This is a genomic window from Amycolatopsis anabasis (assembly GCF_009765355.1).
GTDB classification, from domain to species: domain Bacteria; phylum Actinomycetota; class Actinomycetes; order Mycobacteriales; family Pseudonocardiaceae; genus Amycolatopsis; species Amycolatopsis anabasis.
Genome location: NZ_VTHK01000065.1, coordinates 14222 through 34724, shown reverse-complemented (window position 1 = coordinate 34724; position 20503 = coordinate 14222). Strand labels below are relative to the sequence as shown.

The 20503-nt window shown below is 70.7% G+C and carries 21 protein-coding genes and 1 pseudogene; 14 read left to right on the top strand and 8 right to left on the bottom strand.

Annotated features, from left to right (window positions below):
- The first annotated feature begins 1 nt into the window (after position 1).
- From FXO23_RS43525 to FXO23_RS43465, 13 genes are all read left to right on the top strand, one after another.
- The gene (locus tag FXO23_RS43525; RefSeq protein ID WP_158893559.1) at positions 2–1267 is read left to right on the top strand and encodes an RNA polymerase sigma factor; all 1266 of its coding nucleotides are present in this window, start codon (positions 2–4) and stop codon (positions 1265–1267) included.
- 160 nt (positions 1268–1427) lie between these two features.
- Entirely contained in the window at positions 1428–2084 is a 657-nt protein-coding gene (locus tag FXO23_RS43520) for a hypothetical protein (RefSeq protein WP_158893557.1), read from the top strand.
- 49 nt (positions 2085–2133) lie between these two features.
- Entirely contained in the window at positions 2134–3237 is a 1104-nt protein-coding gene (locus FXO23_RS43515; protein ID WP_218952334.1) for a PLP-dependent transferase, read from the top strand.
- A gap of 10 nt (positions 3238–3247) precedes the next feature.
- Positions 3248–4153 carry an LLM class flavin-dependent oxidoreductase gene (locus FXO23_RS43510; protein ID WP_158893555.1) on the top strand — a complete coding sequence of 302 codons (906 nt, stop codon included), beginning with the start codon at positions 3248–3250 and terminating at the stop codon, positions 4151–4153.
- 126 nt (positions 4154–4279) lie between these two features.
- Positions 4280–4795, top strand: coding sequence for a hypothetical protein (locus FXO23_RS43505; protein ID WP_158893553.1), 516 nt, complete (start codon positions 4280–4282; stop codon positions 4793–4795).
- A gap of 17 nt (positions 4796–4812) precedes the next feature.
- Positions 4813–5706: a hypothetical protein gene (locus FXO23_RS43500; protein ID WP_158893551.1), complete on the top strand. Its 894-nt coding sequence runs from the start codon at positions 4813–4815 to the stop codon at positions 5704–5706.
- A gap of 80 nt (positions 5707–5786) precedes the next feature.
- Positions 5787–6227, top strand: coding sequence for an SgcJ/EcaC family oxidoreductase (locus FXO23_RS43495; RefSeq protein WP_158893549.1), 441 nt, complete (start codon positions 5787–5789; stop codon positions 6225–6227).
- 165 nt (positions 6228–6392) lie between these two features.
- The gene (locus FXO23_RS43490; protein ID WP_158893584.1) at positions 6393–7250 is read left to right on the top strand and encodes an SDR family oxidoreductase; all 858 of its coding nucleotides are present in this window, start codon (positions 6393–6395) and stop codon (positions 7248–7250) included.
- A gap of 69 nt (positions 7251–7319) precedes the next feature.
- Positions 7320–7796 (top strand): MarR family winged helix-turn-helix transcriptional regulator, encoded by a 477-nt coding sequence (locus FXO23_RS43485; RefSeq protein ID WP_158893547.1) that lies wholly within the window; start codon positions 7320–7322, stop codon positions 7794–7796.
- A 57-nt stretch (positions 7797–7853) separates the two neighbouring features.
- Positions 7854–8141, top strand: a complete 288-nt coding sequence (locus tag FXO23_RS43480; protein ID WP_343034584.1) for a UBP-type zinc finger domain-containing protein — start codon at positions 7854–7856, stop codon at positions 8139–8141.
- Positions 8142–8223: 82 nt separating this feature from the next.
- Entirely contained in the window at positions 8224–9882 is a 1659-nt protein-coding gene (locus tag FXO23_RS43475; protein ID WP_158893545.1) for an FAD-dependent oxidoreductase, read from the top strand.
- Between the two features lie 11 nt (positions 9883–9893).
- Complete coding sequence (locus tag FXO23_RS43470; RefSeq protein WP_179957047.1) at positions 9894–11291, top strand: ATP-binding protein; 1398 nt, start codon at positions 9894–9896, stop codon at positions 11289–11291.
- Positions 11292–11425: 134 nt separating this feature from the next.
- A complete protein-coding gene (locus FXO23_RS43465; protein ID WP_218952333.1) occupies positions 11426–12181 on the top strand; it encodes a phosphotransferase enzyme family protein in 756 nt (251 codons plus the stop codon).
- 65 nt (positions 12182–12246) lie between these two features.
- Here FXO23_RS43465 and FXO23_RS43460 read toward each other — a convergent pair whose 3' ends face one another.
- The 7 genes from FXO23_RS43460 to FXO23_RS43430 form a co-directional block, all read right to left on the bottom strand.
- Positions 12247–12957, bottom strand: coding sequence for a 3-oxoacyl-ACP reductase family protein (locus FXO23_RS43460; RefSeq protein WP_343034583.1), 711 nt, complete (start codon positions 12955–12957; stop codon positions 12247–12249).
- A 10-nt stretch (positions 12958–12967) separates the two neighbouring features.
- A complete protein-coding gene (locus tag FXO23_RS43455) occupies positions 12968–13918 on the bottom strand; it encodes a DUF5996 family protein (protein WP_158893537.1) in 951 nt (316 codons plus the stop codon).
- A gap of 35 nt (positions 13919–13953) precedes the next feature.
- Positions 13954–14919, bottom strand: coding sequence for an NmrA/HSCARG family protein (locus FXO23_RS43450; RefSeq protein ID WP_158893535.1), 966 nt, complete (start codon positions 14917–14919; stop codon positions 13954–13956).
- A 242-nt stretch (positions 14920–15161) separates the two neighbouring features.
- Positions 15162–16325: an NAD(P)/FAD-dependent oxidoreductase gene (locus FXO23_RS43445; protein ID WP_158893533.1), complete on the bottom strand. Its 1164-nt coding sequence runs from the start codon at positions 16323–16325 to the stop codon at positions 15162–15164.
- Between the two features lie 10 nt (positions 16326–16335).
- Entirely contained in the window at positions 16336–17760 is a 1425-nt protein-coding gene (locus tag FXO23_RS43440; protein WP_158893531.1) for a sodium:solute symporter family protein, read from the bottom strand.
- Between the two features lie 74 nt (positions 17761–17834).
- Complete coding sequence (gene solA / locus FXO23_RS43435) at positions 17835–18980, bottom strand: N-methyl-L-tryptophan oxidase (protein ID WP_158893529.1); 1146 nt, start codon at positions 18978–18980, stop codon at positions 17835–17837.
- A gap of 69 nt (positions 18981–19049) precedes the next feature.
- Positions 19050–19763 (bottom strand): GntR family transcriptional regulator, encoded by a 714-nt coding sequence (locus FXO23_RS43430; protein ID WP_158893527.1) that lies wholly within the window; start codon positions 19761–19763, stop codon positions 19050–19052.
- 273 nt (positions 19764–20036) lie between these two features.
- Between FXO23_RS43430 and FXO23_RS43425 the strand changes: the two are divergent.
- A pseudogene (locus tag FXO23_RS43425) lies at positions 20037–20177 on the top strand (universal stress protein); the annotation flags it as partial.
- Here FXO23_RS43425 and FXO23_RS43420 read toward each other — a convergent pair.
- Positions 20158–20493 (bottom strand): cupin domain-containing protein, encoded by a 336-nt coding sequence (locus FXO23_RS43420; protein WP_158893525.1) that lies wholly within the window; start codon positions 20491–20493, stop codon positions 20158–20160. The pseudogene FXO23_RS43425 and the gene FXO23_RS43420 sit on opposite strands and share 20 nt — an antisense overlap.
- Positions 20494–20503: the final 10 nt, after the last annotated feature.

Here is a 20503-nt window from a genome sequence, read left to right as displayed (position 1 = left end):
CGTGCGAGGCGAGCACGCGGGGTCGTCGGTGGAGGCGGTGTTCCGGGAGGAACGCGGTCGGCTGCTGGCGGCCCTCGTGCGCCGCTTCGGCGATCTCGACCTCGCCGAGGAGGTCACCTCCGAGGCGATCGAGGCGGCGCTGGCGCGCTGGCCGGTGGACGGCGTTCCGCCCAAACCGGGCGCCTGGTTGATGACCACCGCGCGGCGCAAGGCGGTCGATCGGTTGCGGCGCGACCAGGCCTTCGCCGCGCGGCTGGCGATCCTGCAGGTGGAGGCCGACCGGGCGGAGTCCGCTCCCGCGTCGGATGTGGACAGCGAGTTGCCGGACGAGCGGCTGCAGCTGTTCTTCACCTGTGCCCATCCGGCGCTCGCGGCCGAGGACCGCGGGGCGCTGACCCTGCGCTGCCTGGCCGGGTTGGCCACGCCCGAGGTGGCGCGGGCGTTCCTCGTCCCACCGGCGACGATGGCCAAACGGATCGTGCGGGCGAAGAAGAAGATCCGCGAGGCCCGCATCCCGTTCCGGGTGCCGGGTGCGGATGAGCTGCCGGAGCGGCTGCCGGGCGTTCTCCAGGTGGTGTACTCGATCTTCACCGAGGGGTACGCGGCCACCTCGGGCCCGCGGCTGCAGCGGCTCGACCTCGCCGAGGAGGCCATCCGGCTGGCCCGGATCCTGCGCCGGTTGCTGCCCGCCGAGCGCGAGGTCGCTGGCCTGCTCGGGCTGATGCTGCTGATCCACGCCCGGCGCGGCGCCCGGACCGGTCCGGACGGCACGCCGGTGCTGCTCGACGAGCAGGACCGCGGTCGATGGGACCGCGCGATGATCGAGGAGGGCCGTGGCCTGGTGTCCGTCGCGCTGACCGGCGGACCGCCCGGCCCGTACGGGGTGCAGGGCGCGATCGCCGCGCTGCACGACGAGGCCGCGGACCTCGCCACCACCGACTGGCCGCAGATCGTGGCGCTCTACGACGTGCTGCTCGCGCTCACGCCGTCCCCGATCGTCGCGCTGAACCGGGCGGCGGCCGTGGCGATGCGCGACGGCCCGGCGGCGGGGCTGGCACTGCTCGACGAGCTGGCGAGCGAACCACTGCTGCGCGGCTACCACCCCTATCCGGCCGCCCGCGCGGACCTGCTGCACCGGCTCGGCCGCCACGCCGAGGCCGCGGCGGCCTACCGGGAGGCGCTCGCCCTGGCCGGTACCGAACCGGAACGCGCCCACCTCCGGCGCAGGCTGGACGCGATCGAGCGGTCCAGCTCGGCCGACGCGTGACGGCGATTCCGTCGGCGGCTGCCGCGCAGTCCTGCGCCCATGACCCACGAACGGGTGATTACGACGATTGGCGTAACGGGCGCTGCCAGTGCGGGGACTCAGGACGAAGAAGGACCGTCGCTCCGGACGGTGCTCCGTCCCCAGTAAGGAGGGCAGCGAGATGCGCGGCACCGTCGCCAGGTGGTCAGGACTCGCCGGAACGCTGTTTCTGATTGGCCTCGGCGGGGGTATCGCGCCCGCCCAGGCCGGCACCCCGGCGGGCACCGCCAACCTCGGTTCGGCGGACTTCACGAAATCCGGGACGACCAGCACGATCCCGGTACTGGCCGAGTGCGCGGTCGAAGGTCCGACGAGTGCGTCGTCCGCCCCCGTGTCCCGGCCCGGGGTTCGCTTCGGCAGCGGGACCTCCGCATGTACGACGACCGTGACGGATCCCGCCAACGACGTCACGACCACGACGTCGAAAGCGACCGGGAGCGACTTCGAGCTTTCCGCGCTGGTGAGTGTCGGCGGGCCGCGGATCAGGATCCGGAACTACGAGGTGACCTGCACCGGCACCCAGTCCCAGACGAGCGCCAACTGGCATTTCAGCGGCCTGAGCGGCATCACCGGTCTGCCGTCCCCGATGCCCGTCAACTACACGAAGCCGATCACCAAGTCGAACGGCACCGTGCTGGCGAACGCGGTGTTCAACATCCAGACCTTGCCCGGTGACGGCAGCATCGCGCTGACCACGCTGCGCATCGACTTCCTCCCCGCGTCGACCATCACCGGCTCGGTGCGCCTGGGCCACGCGGCCTGCGGCCCGACCCCGTAGCGACCTCGCCCCGCACGACTCTCCGGGCGGCGGCTCTAGGGTGCGTGGGGTGGGTATTCATGAACGGTTGGGGTTGTCCGAGGTCGTCAACGCCTGCGGGACGTACACACCGCTAGGGGTGTCGCGGAGTTCGGCCGCCGTCGCCGCGGCCGTCGCGGCGGCGCTGCCGGAGTTCTTCGTGCTGGAGGAGCTGGGAGATCGCGCGAGCGAGGCGATCGCGCACGCGACCGGCGCCGAGGCCGGAGCCGTGGTGCATTGCACGGCCGCGGCGACGACCATCGCGGTGGCGGCCGCGATGGCGGGCAGCGATCCCGAGCGGATCGCCGCGTTGCCGGACACCACCGGCATGCGCCACCGGGTCGTGCTGCCGGCGGGCCATGCGGTCGATTACGGGCAGTCGAACCTGCAGGCCGTGCGTTTGGCCGGTGCCGATGTCGTTCTCGCCGGGACGGAAGAGCGGTGCGGTGTCGACGAGCTGACCGCGGTGCTCGCCGGTGCGGAGGTCGCCTGCCTGCTGCTCGTGTCGTCCCGGCTGGTCCGGCCGGGTGAGCCGGTGGATCTCGCCGCGGCGGTCCGTGCGGCACACGGGCACGGGGTGCCGGTGATCATCGACGGGGCTGCCCAGTTTCCCCGGGTGGGCGAGTTGCTGGCCACCGGAGCGGACGCGGTGCTGATCAGCGGCCAGAAGTACCTGGCGTCACCGACGGCCGGGCTGGTGCTCGGGACCCGGCAGCTGGTGCGCGCGGTTCGGGCCCAGGACAAGGGGATCGGCCGCGGGATGAAACCGACGAAAGAGGCGATCGTCGGTGTCCTCGCCGCGCTCGACGAGTGGCAGGCCGCGGATCGCGAGGAGTGGGTGGCCCGCGAGGCCGCGAAGGTCGCGGACTTCGTGCGGGCGGCTGGCCGGCTTCCCGGGATCAGTGCGCGGGAGTGGGCCGATCCGGCCGGATTGCCGGTTTCCCGGGTGGTGCTGTCCGTTTCGGACGGTGTTGATGCCGCCGCCCTGGCCGCGAAGCTGCGGGCGGGTCGCCCGCCGATCTTCGTCATGACCGATCGGGCGGGTTCCGGTGAGCTCGTGCTCGAGCTCGTTTCGCTGGCGGACGAGGAAGTGCGCACCATCCTGGAGCGGCTGGACGCGGAACTACCCAGGTAGGGTCGGCGGTATGCGTTTCGCCATCTCCATCCCCCAGTTCTCCGCCGACGGGGAATTCGATCCGACCGCTTTTCGCGCTTACGTGCGGCGTGCCGAGGCGCTCGGTTTCGACAGCGGCTGGACCCAGGAGCAGGTACTGGGTGCCACGCCGCATCTGGGGCCGATCGAGACGATGACCTTCGCGGCCGCCTGCACCGATCGGCTGCGCCTCGGATGCGCGGTGTTCGTCACGCCGCTGCACAACCCGGTGCAGCTGGCCAAGAGCCTGAGTTCGCTGGACCAGCTCAGCCGCGGCCGCCTGGAGGTCGGGGTGGGCGCCGGTGGCCGCGGCAGGATGACTTCGGCGTTCGGCGTCCAGTCCGAGGGTTTGATCTCGCGTTTCACCGAGGGACTGCGGCTGATGCGTGCGTTGTGGACACAGCCCAGGGTCACCTTCGACGGCCGGTTCTGGCAGCTCGAAGACGCGGCCATGGAGCCCAAACCGTTCCAGAAGCCCGGCCCGCCGGTCTGGTTCGGCGGGCACCATCCGAAGGCGCTCGCTCGCGCGGTGCGGCACGGTGACGGGTTCTTCGGCGCGGGTTCGTCCACCACGGCGGATTTCGCCGACCAGGTGCGGCAGGTGCGGGAACTCCTCGCCGAACAAGGCCGGTCGGACTTCCCGATCGCCAAACGGGTGTACGTCGCGGTGGACGACGATGCACCTCGTGCGCGCCGCCGGATCGCCGACGGGTTGGCGGAGCTCTACGGCAAGCGCGGATTCGAAGACGTCGCCGTCGCGGGCACACCGGAGGACTGCGTAGACGGCGTGCGGGCGGTCGCCGACGCCGGCGCGGAACTCGTTCTGTTCACCCCGCTGTTCGATCAGGCCGAGCAGATGGAGCGCCTGGCCGCCGAAGTGATACCGCAGCTGTCCTGACCGCGGCGCCGCCGCCCTTCCGGCTGCCCGAAAGGGCTGACATCCGCGTGCGGCTCGGCTCAGGTATCTCCCAGCACCGAGAATCCTCCTGCAGGGCACGGACGGATTGTCGGGACGGTGAGGCCCATGCGATGGCGAAACGGCGGACTCGTGGTGTTCGCGTTCTTCCTGGTCGCCTGCGGCAGCCCCACCGCACCGCAGCCCCGGCCGTCGACGTCCGAGACCCCTTCGGCCACCGAGACTTCCACGCCTGCCTCGCCGGAGCCGGGCCGCGGCGAATCGACCACGTCGCGGTCCCCGGTCAAGCGCACGCCCGGTGCGCTGGGGAGCCCGATCGACTACGACCCCACCTTCCGGCAGGGCACCCTGGCCAACGCGGAAACCGGTATTCGCGAGGACCTCGCCCGCAAATGCCCCGGGACCGGATGCAATGTGAAACTCGCGATCGTGTACCGGGGAGTCGATCCGGACGGCCTTGACTGCCGGGTGACCGACTTCGAATACGCCCGGCCGCTCCGCTGGGGTGCGACGATCACGATCGTGGTCAGCAATCCCTGCTCTCGCAACAAGTCCGGGCCGAAACCGCCCAAGCCGGGCACGTCTTCCCCGGCCACCACGGTGACCACGGCCGGCGACGGGTGATGGTGCACCGGTCGCGAATGCGGCGAACGGCCGCGCCGGGCGGGGCGACCGGATCTTCCCGGGCGCTCAAGGTCGCCGGTGCGGTCGTGGCCAACACCACGCTGCTCACCGCGCTGCTGTTCTTCTTCGGGTACCTGTACACCCAGGTGTTCTTCCGGCATTTCCGGGTGCACTACACGATTCTCGGGCAGCCCGTCGACGAGATCCTGGCCCGTGGCGTGGACGGGCTGTTCGTGCCGCTGGCCGTGCTCGCCGGGGTGTCGCTGGTGCTGCTGTGCGTCGCCCGGTTCCTGAAAACGGTGCTGCGGCCGCGTACCTGGCGTGCGGTGTTGCGGGTGTGCACCCCGGTCGCGGCGATCGCCGGAACGACGTTCATCGGGCTGGCCGTGGGCGTCATGATCGCGCCCGCGGGTTTCCGGGAATACGCGGGGGTACCGGGTCTGTTGTTCGCGACCGGCGTTCTGCTGGACTTCTTCGCGTGGCGCCGCTTCCTGGCCGGTAGGGGAGTCCGGGAGCCGAACTCCGGCGTCGCGGAATGGGGAATCGTCTACCTGCTGATGAGCGTCGGCTTCTTCTGGGCGGTCAGCGACTATTCCAGTGCGGTCGGGACGCGCCGGGCGTTCGAGGTCGAGGCGCGGGTGCCCGATCTGCCCGCGGTGCAGGTGTACAGCGCGAAGAGCCTGAACCTGACCGCTTCCGGAGAGGTGCGGCAGGTGGCCTGCCGGGAGGCGGAGGCCGCGTACCGGTACCGGTATGACGGGCTCAAGCTCCTGCTCCAGTCCGGCGGCCAGTACGTGTTGGTGCCGGCCACTTGGACGTCGTCGAACGGCACCACGATCGTGCTCCCGCGAACCGACGCGGTCCGGCTGGAGTTCACGCCCGCACAGGCGGTGGCGAGCGGGGAGTGCTAGCGGAGCGGGCACGGTGTACTCTCAACTTAGAACGTTGTTCTAAGTACTAGATCAATGATCTAGGGAGAGGCGGGTGGACGATGACGGTCGACGAGGTCATCGCCGAGATGGAGCGCGCGTGGAACGCGGCCGACGGCACCGCGTGGGCGGCGAACTTCGCCGAGGACGCGGACTACATCGACGCGCTGGGGCGGTTGCAGAAGGGCCGGGAGGTCATCGGCCGCGAGCACCAGAAGATCTTCGACACCATCTACCGGGGGAGCACGCTGAAGATCCGGGTGACGGCCAGCAAACCGCTCGGTGACGGGATCCAGCTGGTGCACGCGGCCACGAAGCTGCGGGTGCCCGCCGGGCCACGAGCCGGGGAGTGGGAGGGCGTCCAGACGAAGATCTTCCGCGACGGTCAGATCGTGGCGTTCCACAACACCGGGAAGTGGGACATCGCGGAGTTCACGCAGCGGGACGAGGAACTGGCCCGGTTGTCCCCGTTGGACTGGGGCCAGGACGACGCTCGCGGGTAACCGCGATCGGTCCGGGTGACGGGCGTCGCTCCGGGATTGCGTCGGTGCGGACCGCGGCTGAAGTGAGCTGGCCGAGAACCGGCTCGTAGCTGGGCGTGCGAGTTCCGGAAAGTCGACCGAACCTATTGACGAACACTGGTGTTCATCAATAGGTTCGGTCGCGTGATGATCGCGGGGAAGCGGGTCCTGATCACGGGCGCGGCCAGCGGTATCGGCCGGGCGACTGCCCGGCTCGCGGCGGCCGAGGGCGCGCGGCTCTACCTCACCGACCTCAACGCAAGGCTGCTGGCGGAGTCGGTGCGGGAGATCCGGGATTCCGGTGGCGTGGTCGCCTGCGCCAAGGCCGCCGACGTCAGCAGCCTGTCCGAGATACGCGAACTCGGACAGGAGATCCACGCTGATTGCGAGAGCCTCGACGTGGTGATGAACATCGCGGGCATCTCGGCCTGGGGCACGGTCGACCGGCTCGAGCACCGGCACTGGCAGTCGATGGTCGAGGTCAACCTGATGGGCCCGATCCACGTGATCGAGACCTTCCTGCCGCCGATGATCGCGGCCGGTCGGGGCGGGTACCTGGTCAACGTGTCGTCGGCCGCGGGGTTGATCGGGCTGCCCTGGCACGCGGCCTACAGCGCGAGCAAGTTCGGGCTGCGCGGAGTGAGCGAGGTGCTGCGGTTCGACCTGCGGGCGCACGGCATCGGGGTCAGCCTGGTCTGTCCCGGCGGGGTGCGCACTCCGTTGACCGACACGGTCGAGATCGCGGGTGTCGATACGGCGAGCCCGGTGTTCGCGCGCCTGCGGGATCGGTTCCGCAGGCACGCGGTGTCGCCCGAACAGGTCGCCGTGGCGATCCTGCGCGGCATGCGCCGCGGCCGGTACTTGGTCTACACCTCGCGCGACATCCAGCTGATCCACCTGGTCCAGCGCCTTTGCCCGCCGGGGTACGCCCTCCTCATGCGGCTGGCCAACCTGGGTATGCGGCGGTTGCTTCGCGCGGAGGTCGTGACCGGTCAGGGCGGTTAGAACCGCCCGCACCACTCACGACCTGGCCGGGTTGGTTGATTCGTCAACGTAACCGGTTAGGATCGGGCCATGACCAAGGAGCCTTGGCTGGACGAGACCGAGCAGCGGGCGTGGCGCGCCTATCTGTCGATGAAGAAGCGGCTGACCACGCACCTGGTGCGCAAGCTCCAGCGGGAGTTCGATCTGTCCTCACAGGACTACGAGATCCTGGTGAGCCTGTCGGAGGCGCCGGGGCGGCGGATGCGCGCGGTCGAATTGGGCCGGGCGACCGAGTGGGAGAAGAGCCGCCTGTCCCACCAGCTGTCCCGGATGGAGCGGCGCGGCCTGATCTGCCGGGAACCGGTACCCGGCGTGCGGTATCCGGAGGTGGTGCTGACGGACCAGGGGTTCGCGGCGATCAGCGAGGCCGCGCCGGTACACGCCGCCGCGGTGCGCGAGGTGTTCATCGAGGCCCTCGGGCCGCAACGGCTCGGCCAGTTCGCCAAAGCCTGCACCGCGGTCCTCGACCGGCTCGACGAGATGGAACACGACGAGAATCCGTGCTGAGCGTCACTTGGTCGGGTGGCGCCGAGGTGCGCGCCGGCTCGGTGCGGGGAAGACTCGGTGGCCGGACCGGGAGGGTGGGAGATGGTCACCTGCGAGGATCTCGCCGCGGCGTCGGGTGACGTGCGGCCGACACCGGTGGACGGGTGCGCGGACTGCCTGGCCCAAGGCAAGCGTGATTGGGTGCATCTGCGGATGTGCCTGTCCTGCGGGCACATCGGATGCTGCGACAGTTCGCCGGGCAAGCACGCCACCGCGCATTTCCGGGCGGTCGACCACCCGGTGATCCAGTCGTACGAGCCCGGTGAGGACTGGCGGTGGTGCTTCCGCCACCAGACCGCCGGTTGACGAGACCGCGCCTTTCGCGTCCGCACGGCGTCGGCGCGTTGAACCGGGATGGCCGGGCGGCCTCCTCGTCTACTGTGGACCCGTGAGTTTGCCGATTCTGATGACCGTGGACGACGACCCGGCCGTTTCCCGGTCGGTCGCCCGTGACCTCCGCCGCCGGTACGGCCAGGACTACCGCGTGATCCGCGCGGATTCGGGGACCGATGCGCTCGACGCGTTGCGGGAGCTCAAGCTGCGCGGGGACACTGTCGCGGCCATCCTCGCCGACTACCGGATGCCCCAGATGGACGGCATCACCTTTCTCGAGCAGGCGATGGACCTGTTCCCGCACGCGCGCCGGGCACTGCTGACCGCCTACGCCGACACCGACGCCGCGATCCAGGCGATCAACGTCGTCGATGTCGATCACTACCTGCTCAAGCCGTGGGATCCGCCGGAGGAGAAGCTCTACCCGGTGGTCGACGCGCTGGTGGAGACCTGGTGCGCGGCGGGGGACCGGCCGGTCGAGGAGACCAAGATCATCGGACACCGCTGGTCCTCGCCCTCGTACCGGGTTCGCGAGTTCCTCGCGCGCAACGCGGTGCCGTACCGGTGGTATTCGGTGGACGAACCGGAGGCTGCCCGGTTGCTGGAGGCGGCGGGCGCCACCGCCGGGGACATCCCGGTGCTCATCACCCCGGACGGGGCAGTGCTCAAGAATCCGGACGAGCACGGGATCGCGGACGCGGTGGGGCTGTCCACGCGCCCCGCCGCGGAGTTCTACGACCTGGTCGTGATCGGTGGCGGTCCGGCCGGGCTGGGTGCGGCCGTCTACGGCGCGTCGGAGGGGCTGCGCACCGTGCTGGTCGAGCGGCAGGCCACCGGCGGCCAGGCGGGGCAGAGCTCCCGGATCGAGAACTACCTCGGCTTCCCGGACGGGGTTTCCGGTGCGCAGCTGACCGACCGGGCCCGCAGGCAGGCGCAGAAGTTCGGCGCCGAGGTGCTGACCGCGCGGGACGTCGTGGCGCTGGAGGCCCGCGGTTCGGCTCGGGTGATCAGGTTCGGGGACGGCAGCGAGATCGCCGCGCATTCGGTCGTCCTCGCCAGCGGCGTCTCCTACCGGGCCCTGGAGGCCGACGGGGTCGCGGAGCTGACCGGGCGCGGCGTGTTCTACGGATCGGCGTCCACCGAAGCGCCGGAATGCGCGGGCGAGCACGTGTACATCGTCGGCGGCGCGAACTCGGCGGGGCAGGCCGCGGTGTTCTTCTCCCGGCACGCCCGCGAGGTCACCCTCCTGGTACGGGGTCCCTCGCTGCAGGCGTCGATGTCGCATTACCTGATCGAGCAGTTGGACGCGATCGAGAACGTGCACGTGCGGACCCGGACCACGGTGGTGCGAGCCGACGGCGACGACCACCTCGAGCGGCTGACCCTGTGCGACCAGGAGACCGGCGAGACGGAAACCGTGGAAACCGGCCACCTGTTCGTGTTCATCGGCGCCGCGCCGCGCACCGAGTGGCTCGGCGACGGCATCGCCCGCGACGGCCACGGGTTCGTGCGCACCGGGCCGGACCTGGTGGTCGAGGGGCGTCGCCCGCCGGGCTGGCCGCTCGACCGGGATCCGCACTACCTGGAGTCCTCGATCCCCGGGGTCTTCGTCGCCGGTGACGTCCGCGCCCAGTCGGTCAAACGGGTGGCTTCCGCGGTCGGCGAAGGCGCGATGGCCGTCACGCTCGTACATCGCTACCTGGAGCAACAGTGACCACACTGGCCATGACTCGCGCGGACCTGCGCGGCCTGTTCCTGTTCGAGCACCTCGCCGACGATCAGCTGGACTGGATCCTGGAGCACGCCGTGCGGGAGGACTACCCGGCGGGCACCGTGATCATCCGCGAGGGCGACCCGGCCACCTGCTTCTACGTGCTGCTGTCCGGCGCGCTGCGGCTGACCAGGCTGGTCGGCGGCAGCGAACTTGACCTGATCCGCTCCGAGCAGCGCGGCGCCTACTGCGGCGCGACCCAGTTCTTCATGGGCCAGCGGGGTGAGCAGCGTTATTCGGCGTCGGTGCACGCGGTCAGCGACCTGACCTTCCTCACCCTGCCCGCCGAGGAGTTCGCGGCCCAGTTCCGCGGCTGGTTCCCGATGGCGACGCACCTGCTGGACGGCATGTTCCTCGGCATGCGGAACAGCGAAGCGGTGATCGGTTCCCGGCAGCGGCTGCTCGCGCTCGGCGAGTTGTCCGCCGGGCTGACCCACGAGCTGAACAATCCCGCGGCCGCCGCGGTGCGGGCGACGGCGGCGCTGCGCGAGCGGGTGGCCGGGATGCGCCACAAGCTCGCGCTGCTGGCCAAGAAGGACATCGAGCCGGACCTGCTCGAACAGTTGCTGGACGTGCAGGAGCGGCTGGTCAAGCAGGTCGCCTCGGCGCCCAGGCTGACCGCGATGCAGCAGGCCGATCGCGAGGACGAGGTCGGGGACTGGCTCGAGGAACACGAGATCGAACAGGGCTGGGACCTCGCACCGATCTTCACCGCGGCCGGGCTCACCGCGGAGAGCCTCGAGCACGTGCTGGACTCGGTGGGCGCCACGCTGCTCGACGGCGCGGTCCGGTGGCTGGCCTACGCGCTGGAGACCGAGATGCTCATGGCCGAGATCGAGGACTCGACCACGCGGGTCTCCACGCTGGTGGGTGCGGCGAAGCAGTACTCGCAGATGGATCGCGCGCCGCACCAGTGGATCGACGTGCACGACGGGCTCGAGTCCACGCTGGTGATGCTCGGCGGCAAGATCGGGGCCGGGGTGACGGTGGTGCGGGACTTCGACCGTTCGCTGCCCCCGGTGCCCGCGTACGCCGGCGAGCTGAACCAGGTGTGGACCAACCTGATCGACAACGCGGTCGGCGCGATGAACGGCTCGGGCACCCTCACCGTCCACACCGGACGGACAGCGGACCGTGTGCGCGTCGAGATCCGCGACACCGGCCCCGGCATCCCGGCGGAGATCCGGGAGCGGATCTTCGAGCCGTTCTTCTCCACGAAACCCGCCGGCGAAGGAACCGGGCTGGGATTGGACATCTCGCGGCGGATCATCGTCGACCGGCACGGGGGCGCACTGCGCGTGGAATCCGAGCCCGGCGACACCCGGTTCGAGATCCTCCTGCCGCTCGACTAGCGATCCCCGCGCCTCGAAGGGCGCGCCTGGGGCCTGTCCCGTCGATCATGGGAGCCGGGTATCGGGCGGGGCTGGCAGGCGCCGCGTGGGTGGCTGGCGCAATCTCGTTGAGCGTTTCGTGAATCTCCGCGAAGATGTGGCCGGTGGGATGGGAAGCACTCAAGCAGTGGGGTGATGACGTCGTTCGCATCGAACCGCTGACTGGCGGAGTGGGCGTCAACGAGGTGTGGAGCGTGCGCGTCAACGGGTACCTCGCAGTCGGTCGTCTCGGCCGACGCGGTGACGCTGATCTCGCGTGGGAGACCGACCTGTTGCGACACCTCGACCGTGCGGGGATGTCGGTGCCGGTGCCGATCCCGACCATGGACGGCCGGCACTTCGCCGACGGTCTGGTGGTGATGACCTACGTGGAGGGCGGACCGCCCGAGACCGAAGCAGACTGGCGTCGCGTCGCCGAGACACTCCGCCAGTTGCATCGGCTCACGCACGGTTGGCCCCAACGCCCGGGCTGGCGATCGTCGACCGACCTCCTGCACGCCGAGACCGGAACGAAGGTCGACCTCGGCGCGATGCCGCCTGAGGGAGTCGTTCGATGCCGCGCGGCGTGGGCGCGAGTCACCGGTCGCACCACGTGCGTCGTCCACGGCGACCCCAACCCGCGCAACATCCGCATGACCGCGGATCGCGTCGCGCTGATCGACTGGGACGAGTCGCACGTCGACATCGCCGACCTCGACCTGGCGCTGCCGCACAACGCCGCCGGTCTCACCGACGAGGCGTACGACATCGCCGCGCAAGCGCGGGCCGCTTGGGAAGCCGCCGTGTGCTGGGACCCCAGCGGGACCGACCAGTTCGCGGTCAAGCGGCTCGCCGAAGTCCGGGCGGTCTGAGCAGCAACGAATCGACACAACGAGACCGACTACCCGAACGCCGCCTCAAGATCGACAGATCACACCTAGACGGTGAAGCCGCCGTCGGCGGTGAGGGTGGCGCCAGTGACGAATCCGGCTTCCTCGCCGGCGAGGTAGGCGACGAGCCCGGCGATCTCGGCGCCGGTGCCGTACCGGTGGAGGGGTGTCGCGGCGAGCATGGTGTCGGAAAGGGCGCCGTCGGCGGGGTTGGCGTCGGTGTCGATGGCGCCGGGCTGGACGATGTTGGCGGTGATGCCGCGTGGCGCGAGGTCGCGCGCTACGGCGCGGGTGAGCCCGGCGAGCGCGGCCTTGGAGGCGACGTAACCGCTTGCTCCGGGAAAGGGGTGCCGGTCGGCGAACACGCTGCCGATGGTGATGATCCGGCCACCGGCCGGGAGGTGCTTGACCGCCTCCTGGATCGCGACGAACACACCTCGGACGTTGACCGCGAACATCCGATCGAAGTCGTCCAGGGACATCTCGCCGATCGGGATGAATTGCCCGCCTCCGGCGTTGTTGACGAGGATGTCCAGGCCGCCGAACGCCTGCACGGTCGATCCGACGGCCGCCCGCACCTCCTCGGGGCTGGCGTTGTCGGCGCGGATCGCGATGGCTCGCCCGCCGTCCGCGGTGATGTCGGCGACGACCTGGTCGGCGGCGCGGGGTGAGGTGGCGTAGGTGAGGGCGACGGCGGCGCCTTCCCGGGCGAGCCGGGTGGCGATGGCTGCGCCGATGCCGCGTGAAGCTCCGGTCACCAACGCCGTGCTACCGGCGAGGTTCATGGTGCGCTTTCCGTTCGGGGTCGGTGATGCCGCCGGGGCAGGCCAGGTCGTCGGTGTTCCAGCCCGCCCGCTGGGCACCGGCGTGGTAGGCGCTGTCGAGGAAGGCGAGCACGGCGGCCCGCGGATCGGGTTCGGCCCGGGCGTCGGAGTAGCGCAGCAGGGCCAGGTGGCCGCCGCCGCTGGAGGTCCACCCGGCCGCCGCGGGGTGCAGCGGCTCGTCGGCCAGGCCCGCTGGTTCGGGGGCGGTGTAGGAGTAGAACGCGGCCTCCCCGGATTGGGCGTCACCGAACCAGAAGCCGAAGCTGATCACTTCGCGCGAGTAGGCCTCGCGGGTGACCGGATCCGCAGCGGGTTGGTGGATGCGGCGGTCGGAGAAGCGGGTGTGGGCGAGGTCGAAGCTGTGCCAGAACAGGTGGACCGGGCTGGCCTTGCCGGAGAAGCCCGCCGCGAATTCCTCCAGCACCAGGTTCACCTGGGACAGCACCTGCCAGGCGCGGGTCATCCAGACCGGGTCGTAGGTGGCGTTCCCGGTGTCCTCGGCGAAGGGCGGGTGTTTCTCCGGCAGGCCGAAGGGGGAGGGGTCGGCGATGGACACCTTGACTCCGAGCGAGGCCAGGGCGTCGAGAACGCCGCGGTGGAACGAGGCCACCGAGTGGCCGGGCAGCGGGAACGACACCGACCGGCCGTCCACGGTGGAGGCGATCAGCCGGTGGTCGACGAAGTCGAAGTCGATGGTGAAGATCGGGTTGCCGTCGGCCAGGCCCATCGGGCGGGTGGTGAGGCCGCGTCCGGTGAGGTGGAAGGGGACGTTCCACCAGTGGTTGCGCCGTACGCTCGCCGCCAGCCGGATCTTGCCCACGACCTGGCAGAACAGGTGCACGGTCGTCTTGGTGTCCCGCCATTCGGCCAGCGGTATCGCAGGAAACAGCTCCATGGCTCCAGTTCTCTCCTCAGCACCGCGGGGCTTGGTCAGTCGCGGGGGATGGCGGCTTTGTTGGCGGCCAGCCAGGTGTCGAAGGACTGCAGTTCGGGATTGAGGTCGCGGACCGCGTCGAGGTCGCGGTCGCCGACGAAGGCCTTCTCGTTTTCGGCGTAGTACTGGAACATGTTCGCCATCTCGACGGAGACGGAGCGCATCTGCTCGAAGCTGATCGGCTGGTAGGTGACCGGCTCGCCGATCGCGTTGCCGATCGCGGTGGCGTATTCGGCGCCGGTGAGGTGGTCTCCGGCGATGCTGATCGTCTTGCCGATCAACTCCTCGCCGCGGCGGAAGATCCCGAGGGCGGTCTTGCCGATGTCCTCGGCGGCGATTCCGGACAACCGCGCTTCGGCCATGGGCACCGTGAGCACCAGCCGGCCCTGCTCGTTCCGGCGGGGCGCGGTGAGGGTGAAGAAATCCTCGAAGAAGTAGGTCGTGCGCAGGAACGTGGTCGGTACTCCCGCGTCGCGGAACAGCGCGTCGGCCTCGGCTTTGGCGTCGAAGTGCGGCACGGTGTACTTACCGCCGTCCAAGGTGGGCACCCGCGTCCCGGCCAGCCCGAAGAACGGCCGGGTGTCCTCCAAAGTGGACCAGATGACGTGCCGCACGCCGGTGGCCTTCGCCGCCCGGGCCGCGTTGCCCGCCTGCTCGAGCTCCATCCGCGCCGCGGTGCGGGCCCGCTCCTGTTCCGGCGTGCGCGGCTGCCAGAAGTTGGTCACCACGAACACGCCGTACGCGCCGTCGAACGCCTGGCGCAGGCCGGCCTCGTCGTCCAGATCGGCCGCCACCACCTCGGCGCCTTGCGCGGCCAGCTCCTTCGCCTTGACCGAACCGGTGTCCCGGGTGACGGCCCGCACCGCGAACTCCGCGCTCTGATCGGCCAGAATCGCCCGGACCAGCCCGCCGCCCTGGGCGCCGGTAGCGCCCACCACCGCGATGACCCGCTGTTCACTCATCGAAATCGAACCCCCTTAGGTTGATGTGTCATCTCGAATGTAGGCCCGTTGAGTTGATCCGTCAACCAGTCGCCACGACTTCGGGCATGCCCGCGAAATCCCCTGCTCCTGTTTCCGCCCGGCCAGTACAACCGGAAGCGGGCTGCCGGGCAACACGGCGTCACCCGATCAACGCGAAATGCTTTCCGCGGTGCGCATCCGGACCGGCCGACGCCGTCCACGGTAGAACGGAAGTGACAGTTTCACTGCTGCCCCGCGAACCGGGCCGGGGTGAGCGGGGCGATGCTCGCCCGGTCCACCCCGGCGAACCGGTGCGGGCGGAACCGCTCGAGCAGCGCGCTGGTCCGGCCGCCGACGATCTCCTCGGCGGCCAGCCGGCCGAGCAGCGGGCCGAGGGTGATGCCGCTGTGCGTGGCGAGCACGTACACCGCACCGCCACCGGCGAATCCGGCGATCGTGTGCCCGTCCGCGGGCATCGCGCGGCGGCCGACCCGCAGCGCGTCGAGCCGGGCGCCTTCGGTGCCGTGCAGCAGTTCCCGCAGGCGCGCGCACAGCCGTCGCGCGTACTCGCCGTCCGGTGCGGGCGGGTTCGCCGGGTCCGCGGCCGCGTCGAGGTCCAGGCCCTGCACGACGAGCCGGCCGCCGCCGTCCGGTCGCGCGTTCAGCCGCGGCGTGGTGAGCACCCTGCCGACCCGTGCCGGGACCGGCGTCGTGTACCCGAGGAATCCGACGGTCGCCGACCCCGGCGCGTCCGGATCGGCCAGCGGGATCATCAGCCCCGCGGACGCGGCCAGTGGCTCGGTCCACCGGCCCGCCGCCAGCACCACGGCGTCGAACCGCTCGGCCTCCCCGGAAGCCAGGGCCAGCCGCACGCCGGCTGCCCGCTCCTCGATACCCACCACCTCCTCGGGGCAGCGCAACCCGGCGCCGAGATCCCGCGCCTCGCCCCACAGCCGGGCCAGCAGGGGAACGGGAAGCACGTACCCTTCGCGCGGGTACCAGGCGATCTCGGTGACCTCCGCGGGCACCCGGAGGTCCGGCACCAGTTCCCGGGCCCTGGCCGGGGTGATCCATTCCACCGGGTAGTCCCGCGCGCGCAACTGGCTTACCGCGGCCGCGAGGCGTTCGTTCCCCGCCGGTCCGGCCGCCCATTCGAGGTTGCCGGTCGGGAAGTACCAGTCGGCACCCGGCTCGAGCAGCGCGTCGTGCTCGGCGATGCCCGCGGTGTTCAGCTCGTGGTAGGCGAGCGGGTCCTTCTGGTGCGAGTTGGTCCAGGCGAACGAAGTGCCGCTGGTGCCGGCCGCGGGCGCGGTGCGCTCGAACACCGTCACCCGCGCGCCGGCCCGTGCGAGCGACCTGGCCGCGCTGGCCCCGACCACACCGAGCCCGATGATCGCGATTCTCACGTACCTCTCCTCAACTATCCACTGTGGATGCACTTGACCAGGTGCGGCGGCTGATCGTGAACGCCAGCAGCACGAGCACCGAGGCGGTGATGCCGTAGACGGCGTAGGGCACGGTGGTGCCGACGAACTGCGCGACGGCGCAGCCGGCCAGCCCCGCGGCCATGCTGGCCAGCGCGCTGCTCGAGCGCAACGGGAATCGCTTGCGCAGCAGGTAGCCGCCGAAGATCGGCGCGGCCAGCGCCGCCGCCGAGTAGGCATAGCTGGCCACCAGCCAGTCCAGCGCGCTCGGGAAAGCGATCGCGAGCAGCCCGGCGGCCACCGCGACGGCGACGGTGAACACCCGGGACAACGAGACCAGGCCGCGGTCGCCGCGGCTGCGACCGGCCACGTTCTGGTAGAGGTCGCGGGTGAGGTTCGCGACCACCGACTGCAGGGCCGCACCCGTGGTGGAGATGATCGTCGCGACCAGGAAAGCCCCGTAGACCACCAGCAAGGCCGTCGGCAGCCGGGTGATCAGCCAGCCCGCCGCGGCCTCCTGGCTGGGCAGGCCGGGATTCATCGCGCGGACGGCGAGCCCGATGCACCCCGCGTAGACCCCGGCCACCAGGATGGTGAGGCCGGACAGCACCAGGCCCCGGCGGGCGTCGCCGACCTTCTTGGTGGCGAACACGCGCTGGAAGTACAGCTGGTTGGTCAGCGTGCCGGGCACGATCGCGGCGACCCACAGCCAGATCCGCTCGTCACCGGCCGCGGTGATCGCGCCGGGGCCGGACAGCCCCGCCGGCACCCTTCCGGTGATGCCGCTCCAGCCGCCGGCGAGATGGATCGCGTACCCGGCGACCACGAGCGACATCGCGATCTTGAAGATGCCGAACACGAAATCGGTCCAGGCCACCGAGGTGAGCCCGCCGGGCAGCACGAAGATCAGCGACCCCACCATGATCGTCACGATCAGCGCGGTCGCGGGGATACCGGTCAGCTCGCCGAAGAGTTTCGCGAACGCCACGAACTGCGTGGCCAGCCAGCCGAACGGCACGATCAACGCGGCGATCCCGGCGACCGTGGTCACCGTCTTGCCGGCCCCGAACAGCCGCCCGACGATGTCCGGCACGGTGGTGAACCGCTGCTCGCGCAGCCAGCGCGCGATCAGCGCGAGGCCGAGGAAACCGAGCAGCACGCAGCCCTCGTAGGCGAACACCGACCACCCGAAGGAGTACGCGATTCCGACGTGGGCGATCAGCACCCCGCCACCGACCGCGGTGGCGAACTGGGTGATGACCACGACCACCAGCGGCAGTGATTCCGGCGCCGCCAGCCAGTCGGCGGCATTGCGCGCCCGGCGGCCGAAATACATCGACAGCAAGGCGCCGACCGCGATGATGAGCAGGCTCGCCACGACGATGGCGACGATCTGTCCGGTGGAGTTCTTCGGCATGGCTTGCCTTTCCGCGGGCGTGACGGGACAGCACGCCATTCCACGGGAATCGCGTGTCGTTCGTACGTCTCGGGTTATCCCTCGCGGGTGAACCGGTTCGGGTCCAGCGCACCGATGTCGTGCCTGGTTTTCCCGTGCAACACGAGATCCGCGGCGATCTCCCCGAACACCGGCGCGAGTTTGAAACCGTGCCCGGAGAATCCGGTGAGGACGGTCGCGTTCGCGGTGCCGGGAAGCGGTCCGACGATCGCGTGGTCGTCCGGGGTGAATCCCTCGGCGTAGGTGCCGATCCGCACCGGCGCGGGGACGAGGCCCGGCAGCAACCGGGCGACCGCCGCGGAGGCCGCACGCACGAACTCGGCGTCCACGCTCCGCGGCAGCTCGGCCGGATCCGCGAGGGCGGGAAAGCCGAGATGGTGCGGAACGATCTTCACCGCGACGCCGTCCAGCACGGGAAAGCAGGAGAACCCGGCGTCCGGATGCCGCCGGATCGCGATCGGCAGCCGGTTCGGGCGGTGCGCGGCGACGTCACGCGCGGCGAACCAGCACGGGGTGATCCGCCGCACCTCGATCGGGAACCCGGCGAGTGCACGCACGGCCGGAGCCCAGGGGCCGGGGGAGAGCACGACGTGGTCGGCGGTGAAGGTCTCGCCGTTCGCACGCAGCCGCCAGCCGCCCCCGGTCTCGGTCAGCTCGTCGATGCGGTGGTACGAAAGGATTTCCGCCCCGGCGGACGCCGCGGCCGCGAGCGCGCCCTGTACGGCGGGCTCCGGCCGCAGCACGCCCGCGGCGGGATCGAGGAACACGATCTCGCCCGGATCCAGCCGGTGCTGGGGGAACCGGGCGGCCGCGGCGCTGTCGTCGAGAATCTCGTGCGCGAGCCCGTATTCCTCGGCGCAGCGGCGCACCGCCACCAGATCGGGATGCTCGGGCGCGCCGATGGTCAGCCCGCCGCAGCGGGTCAGGATCTCCCGCGCGCTGACCGCTTCCAGCTCGCGCCACAGTTCCCCGGCCCGGCGCAGCAACGGAACATACGAGCCGCCTTCCTTGTACACCGTGCGGAAGATGCGCGATTCACCCGCCGAGGCGCCGCGGTCGTGGCCGGGCGCGTAGCTGTCGAACGCGAGCACCCGCGCGCCGCGGACGGCCAATCGCCAGGCCGCCATCGCACCGATGACACCGGTGCCGACGATCGCGATTCGGGGAGCAGAGGTCGTCATGAAAAACTCCTCGTCGCGGGCACCACGAACCGGGCCGCCGATGATCGGTGGCGGCGGGGAGAACCGTGTTCAGTCCGCGCGAATCGATTGCTCTACGAAGAATTCCATCATTCCCGGCCGCAGCAGGTACGCCGCGGACTCGGCCAGGTCCCCGTTCTCCAGCCAGATGAGCCTGCGCTGCCGGAGAACGGGCACCCCGGCGGCGCAGTCGAGCAGTTCGGCGTCCTGCTCGTCGAGCAGGATCGGATCGAGGTACATCCGCGCGGTGGCAAGGGGAACCCCCTGCTCGCGGAGGTACGGGATCGTGGTCAGGTGCACGAGGTCCTCGTCCAGCAGCCGAGGCGCCAGCGCGAAGGGAACCGCGGAATACTCCACCGCGATCGGCTCGCCGTCCACATCGAACTTGCGCCGGACCAGCTGCACCACCGCGGTGTCGTCGGGGACACCCGGCAGTACCGGCCTCGCGTTCGCGGCGGGGACCACCGCCGCGGAGTGCACCTCGTGCCGCCCGGGAATCTCCGGCCCGGCGATGTTCGGATTGACGAATCTCAGCAGGTTCTCCTGGCGCACCCCGTCGGTGACGAAGGTGCCGCGACGCCGGTGGCGCTCCACCAGCCCCGCCTGAGCCAGCTCGTGCAGGACCCGCTGCGCGGTGGCGCGGCCGATCCCGTGCTGGTCTCGCAGCTCGGCCTCGGTGGGTAACCGCGAGCCGGGCGGCAGTTCCCCCGAGCGGATCCGGCTCTCCAGATCCTGCCGAATCCGCTGATAGAGGGGCGCTGCCATGAATTGACCGTAGCAATAAGCCAATTGACCGGTCAATACCTGCCTCGCTGGGACCAAAGCTCCGCGCGCACCGAATGCCGTATCTGACACCCGCCAACTCCCGGAACGGGGAACTCGGGCTCCCGAAACGGGGAACACACGCGACCGAAACGGGGGACTCGCGGCAGGCCGAGGCTCGCTGTCGCGAGTCCCGATCAGCCGCGCTTGCTCGCCGTACTTGAGCAACGTCTTGACCGGGCGGCCGCGGGCGACGATCCGGTCCACCCGCACATCCGGGTACTTCTCGTGGGCAGCCGGGGCCGGGGCGGTTTCACCGGGATGCTGCTGGGCTCCACCAGCCAGGCCCCGGTTTGCCACGCGCCGTGCCCGGTCGCCGTGGCGCGCCCGCAGGACGCTACCGGAGTGCGACGGTGAGCAGGACGACGGTGTCGGCGAGGGCGGTGAGGCCGTGTCGCTCCGGCGGGACGGCGATGAGGTGGCTGCTGTAAAGGGTCCACTCGCGGTCGTGGGTGTGCAGCCGGACGCGTCCGGTGATGACGTGCAGAGTGGCGGCCGGGGGCGAATCGTGCTCGGCCAGCTCGGCCCCCTGGGCCAGAGCGATGAGCGTGGCCCGCTGGGCGGGCCCGCTGACGAGGGTCCGGGCGGTTCGCCGGGCGTCGTGCCGGCGGGCCTGGTCGAGCAACTCGGCGGCCAAGGCGTCGATCTGGGCGACTTCCGGGTGCTGGGTCATGTCGCGTTCT

Excerpts from the sequence above, each read along its gene's own strand:
- FXO23_RS43495 (WP_158893549.1), top strand. The coding sequence starts at position 5,787 with ATGACGGTCGACGAGGTCATCGCCGAGATGGAGCGCGCGTGGAACGCG.
- FXO23_RS43420 (WP_158893525.1), bottom strand. The coding sequence starts at position 20,493 with ATGACCCAGCACCCGGAAGTCGCCCAGATCGACGCCTTGGCCGCCGAG.
- solA (WP_158893529.1), bottom strand. The coding sequence starts at position 18,980 with ATGACGACCTCTGCTCCCCGAATCGCGATCGTCGGCACCGGTGTCATC.
- FXO23_RS43510 (WP_158893555.1), top strand. The coding sequence starts at position 3,248 with ATGCGTTTCGCCATCTCCATCCCCCAGTTCTCCGCCGACGGGGAATTC.
- FXO23_RS43490 (WP_158893584.1), top strand. The coding sequence starts at position 6,393 with ATGATCGCGGGGAAGCGGGTCCTGATCACGGGCGCGGCCAGCGGTATC.
- FXO23_RS43470 (WP_179957047.1), top strand. The coding sequence starts at position 9,894 with ATGACTCGCGCGGACCTGCGCGGCCTGTTCCTGTTCGAGCACCTCGCC.
- FXO23_RS43455 (WP_158893537.1), bottom strand. The coding sequence starts at position 13,918 with ATGGAGCTGTTTCCTGCGATACCGCTGGCCGAATGGCGGGACACCAAG.
- FXO23_RS43450 (WP_158893535.1), bottom strand. The coding sequence starts at position 14,919 with ATGAGTGAACAGCGGGTCATCGCGGTGGTGGGCGCTACCGGCGCCCAG.
- FXO23_RS43465 (WP_218952333.1), top strand. The coding sequence starts at position 11,426 with ATGTGGCCGGTGGGATGGGAAGCACTCAAGCAGTGGGGTGATGACGTC.
- FXO23_RS43440 (WP_158893531.1), bottom strand. The coding sequence starts at position 17,760 with ATGCCGAAGAACTCCACCGGACAGATCGTCGCCATCGTCGTGGCGAGC.
- FXO23_RS43500 (WP_158893551.1), top strand. The coding sequence starts at position 4,813 with ATGCGGCGAACGGCCGCGCCGGGCGGGGCGACCGGATCTTCCCGGGCG.
- FXO23_RS43430 (WP_158893527.1), bottom strand. The coding sequence starts at position 19,763 with ATGGCAGCGCCCCTCTATCAGCGGATTCGGCAGGATCTGGAGAGCCGG.
- FXO23_RS43520 (WP_158893557.1), top strand. The coding sequence starts at position 1,428 with ATGCGCGGCACCGTCGCCAGGTGGTCAGGACTCGCCGGAACGCTGTTT.
- FXO23_RS43485 (WP_158893547.1), top strand. The coding sequence starts at position 7,320 with ATGACCAAGGAGCCTTGGCTGGACGAGACCGAGCAGCGGGCGTGGCGC.
- FXO23_RS43505 (WP_158893553.1), top strand. The coding sequence starts at position 4,280 with ATGCGATGGCGAAACGGCGGACTCGTGGTGTTCGCGTTCTTCCTGGTC.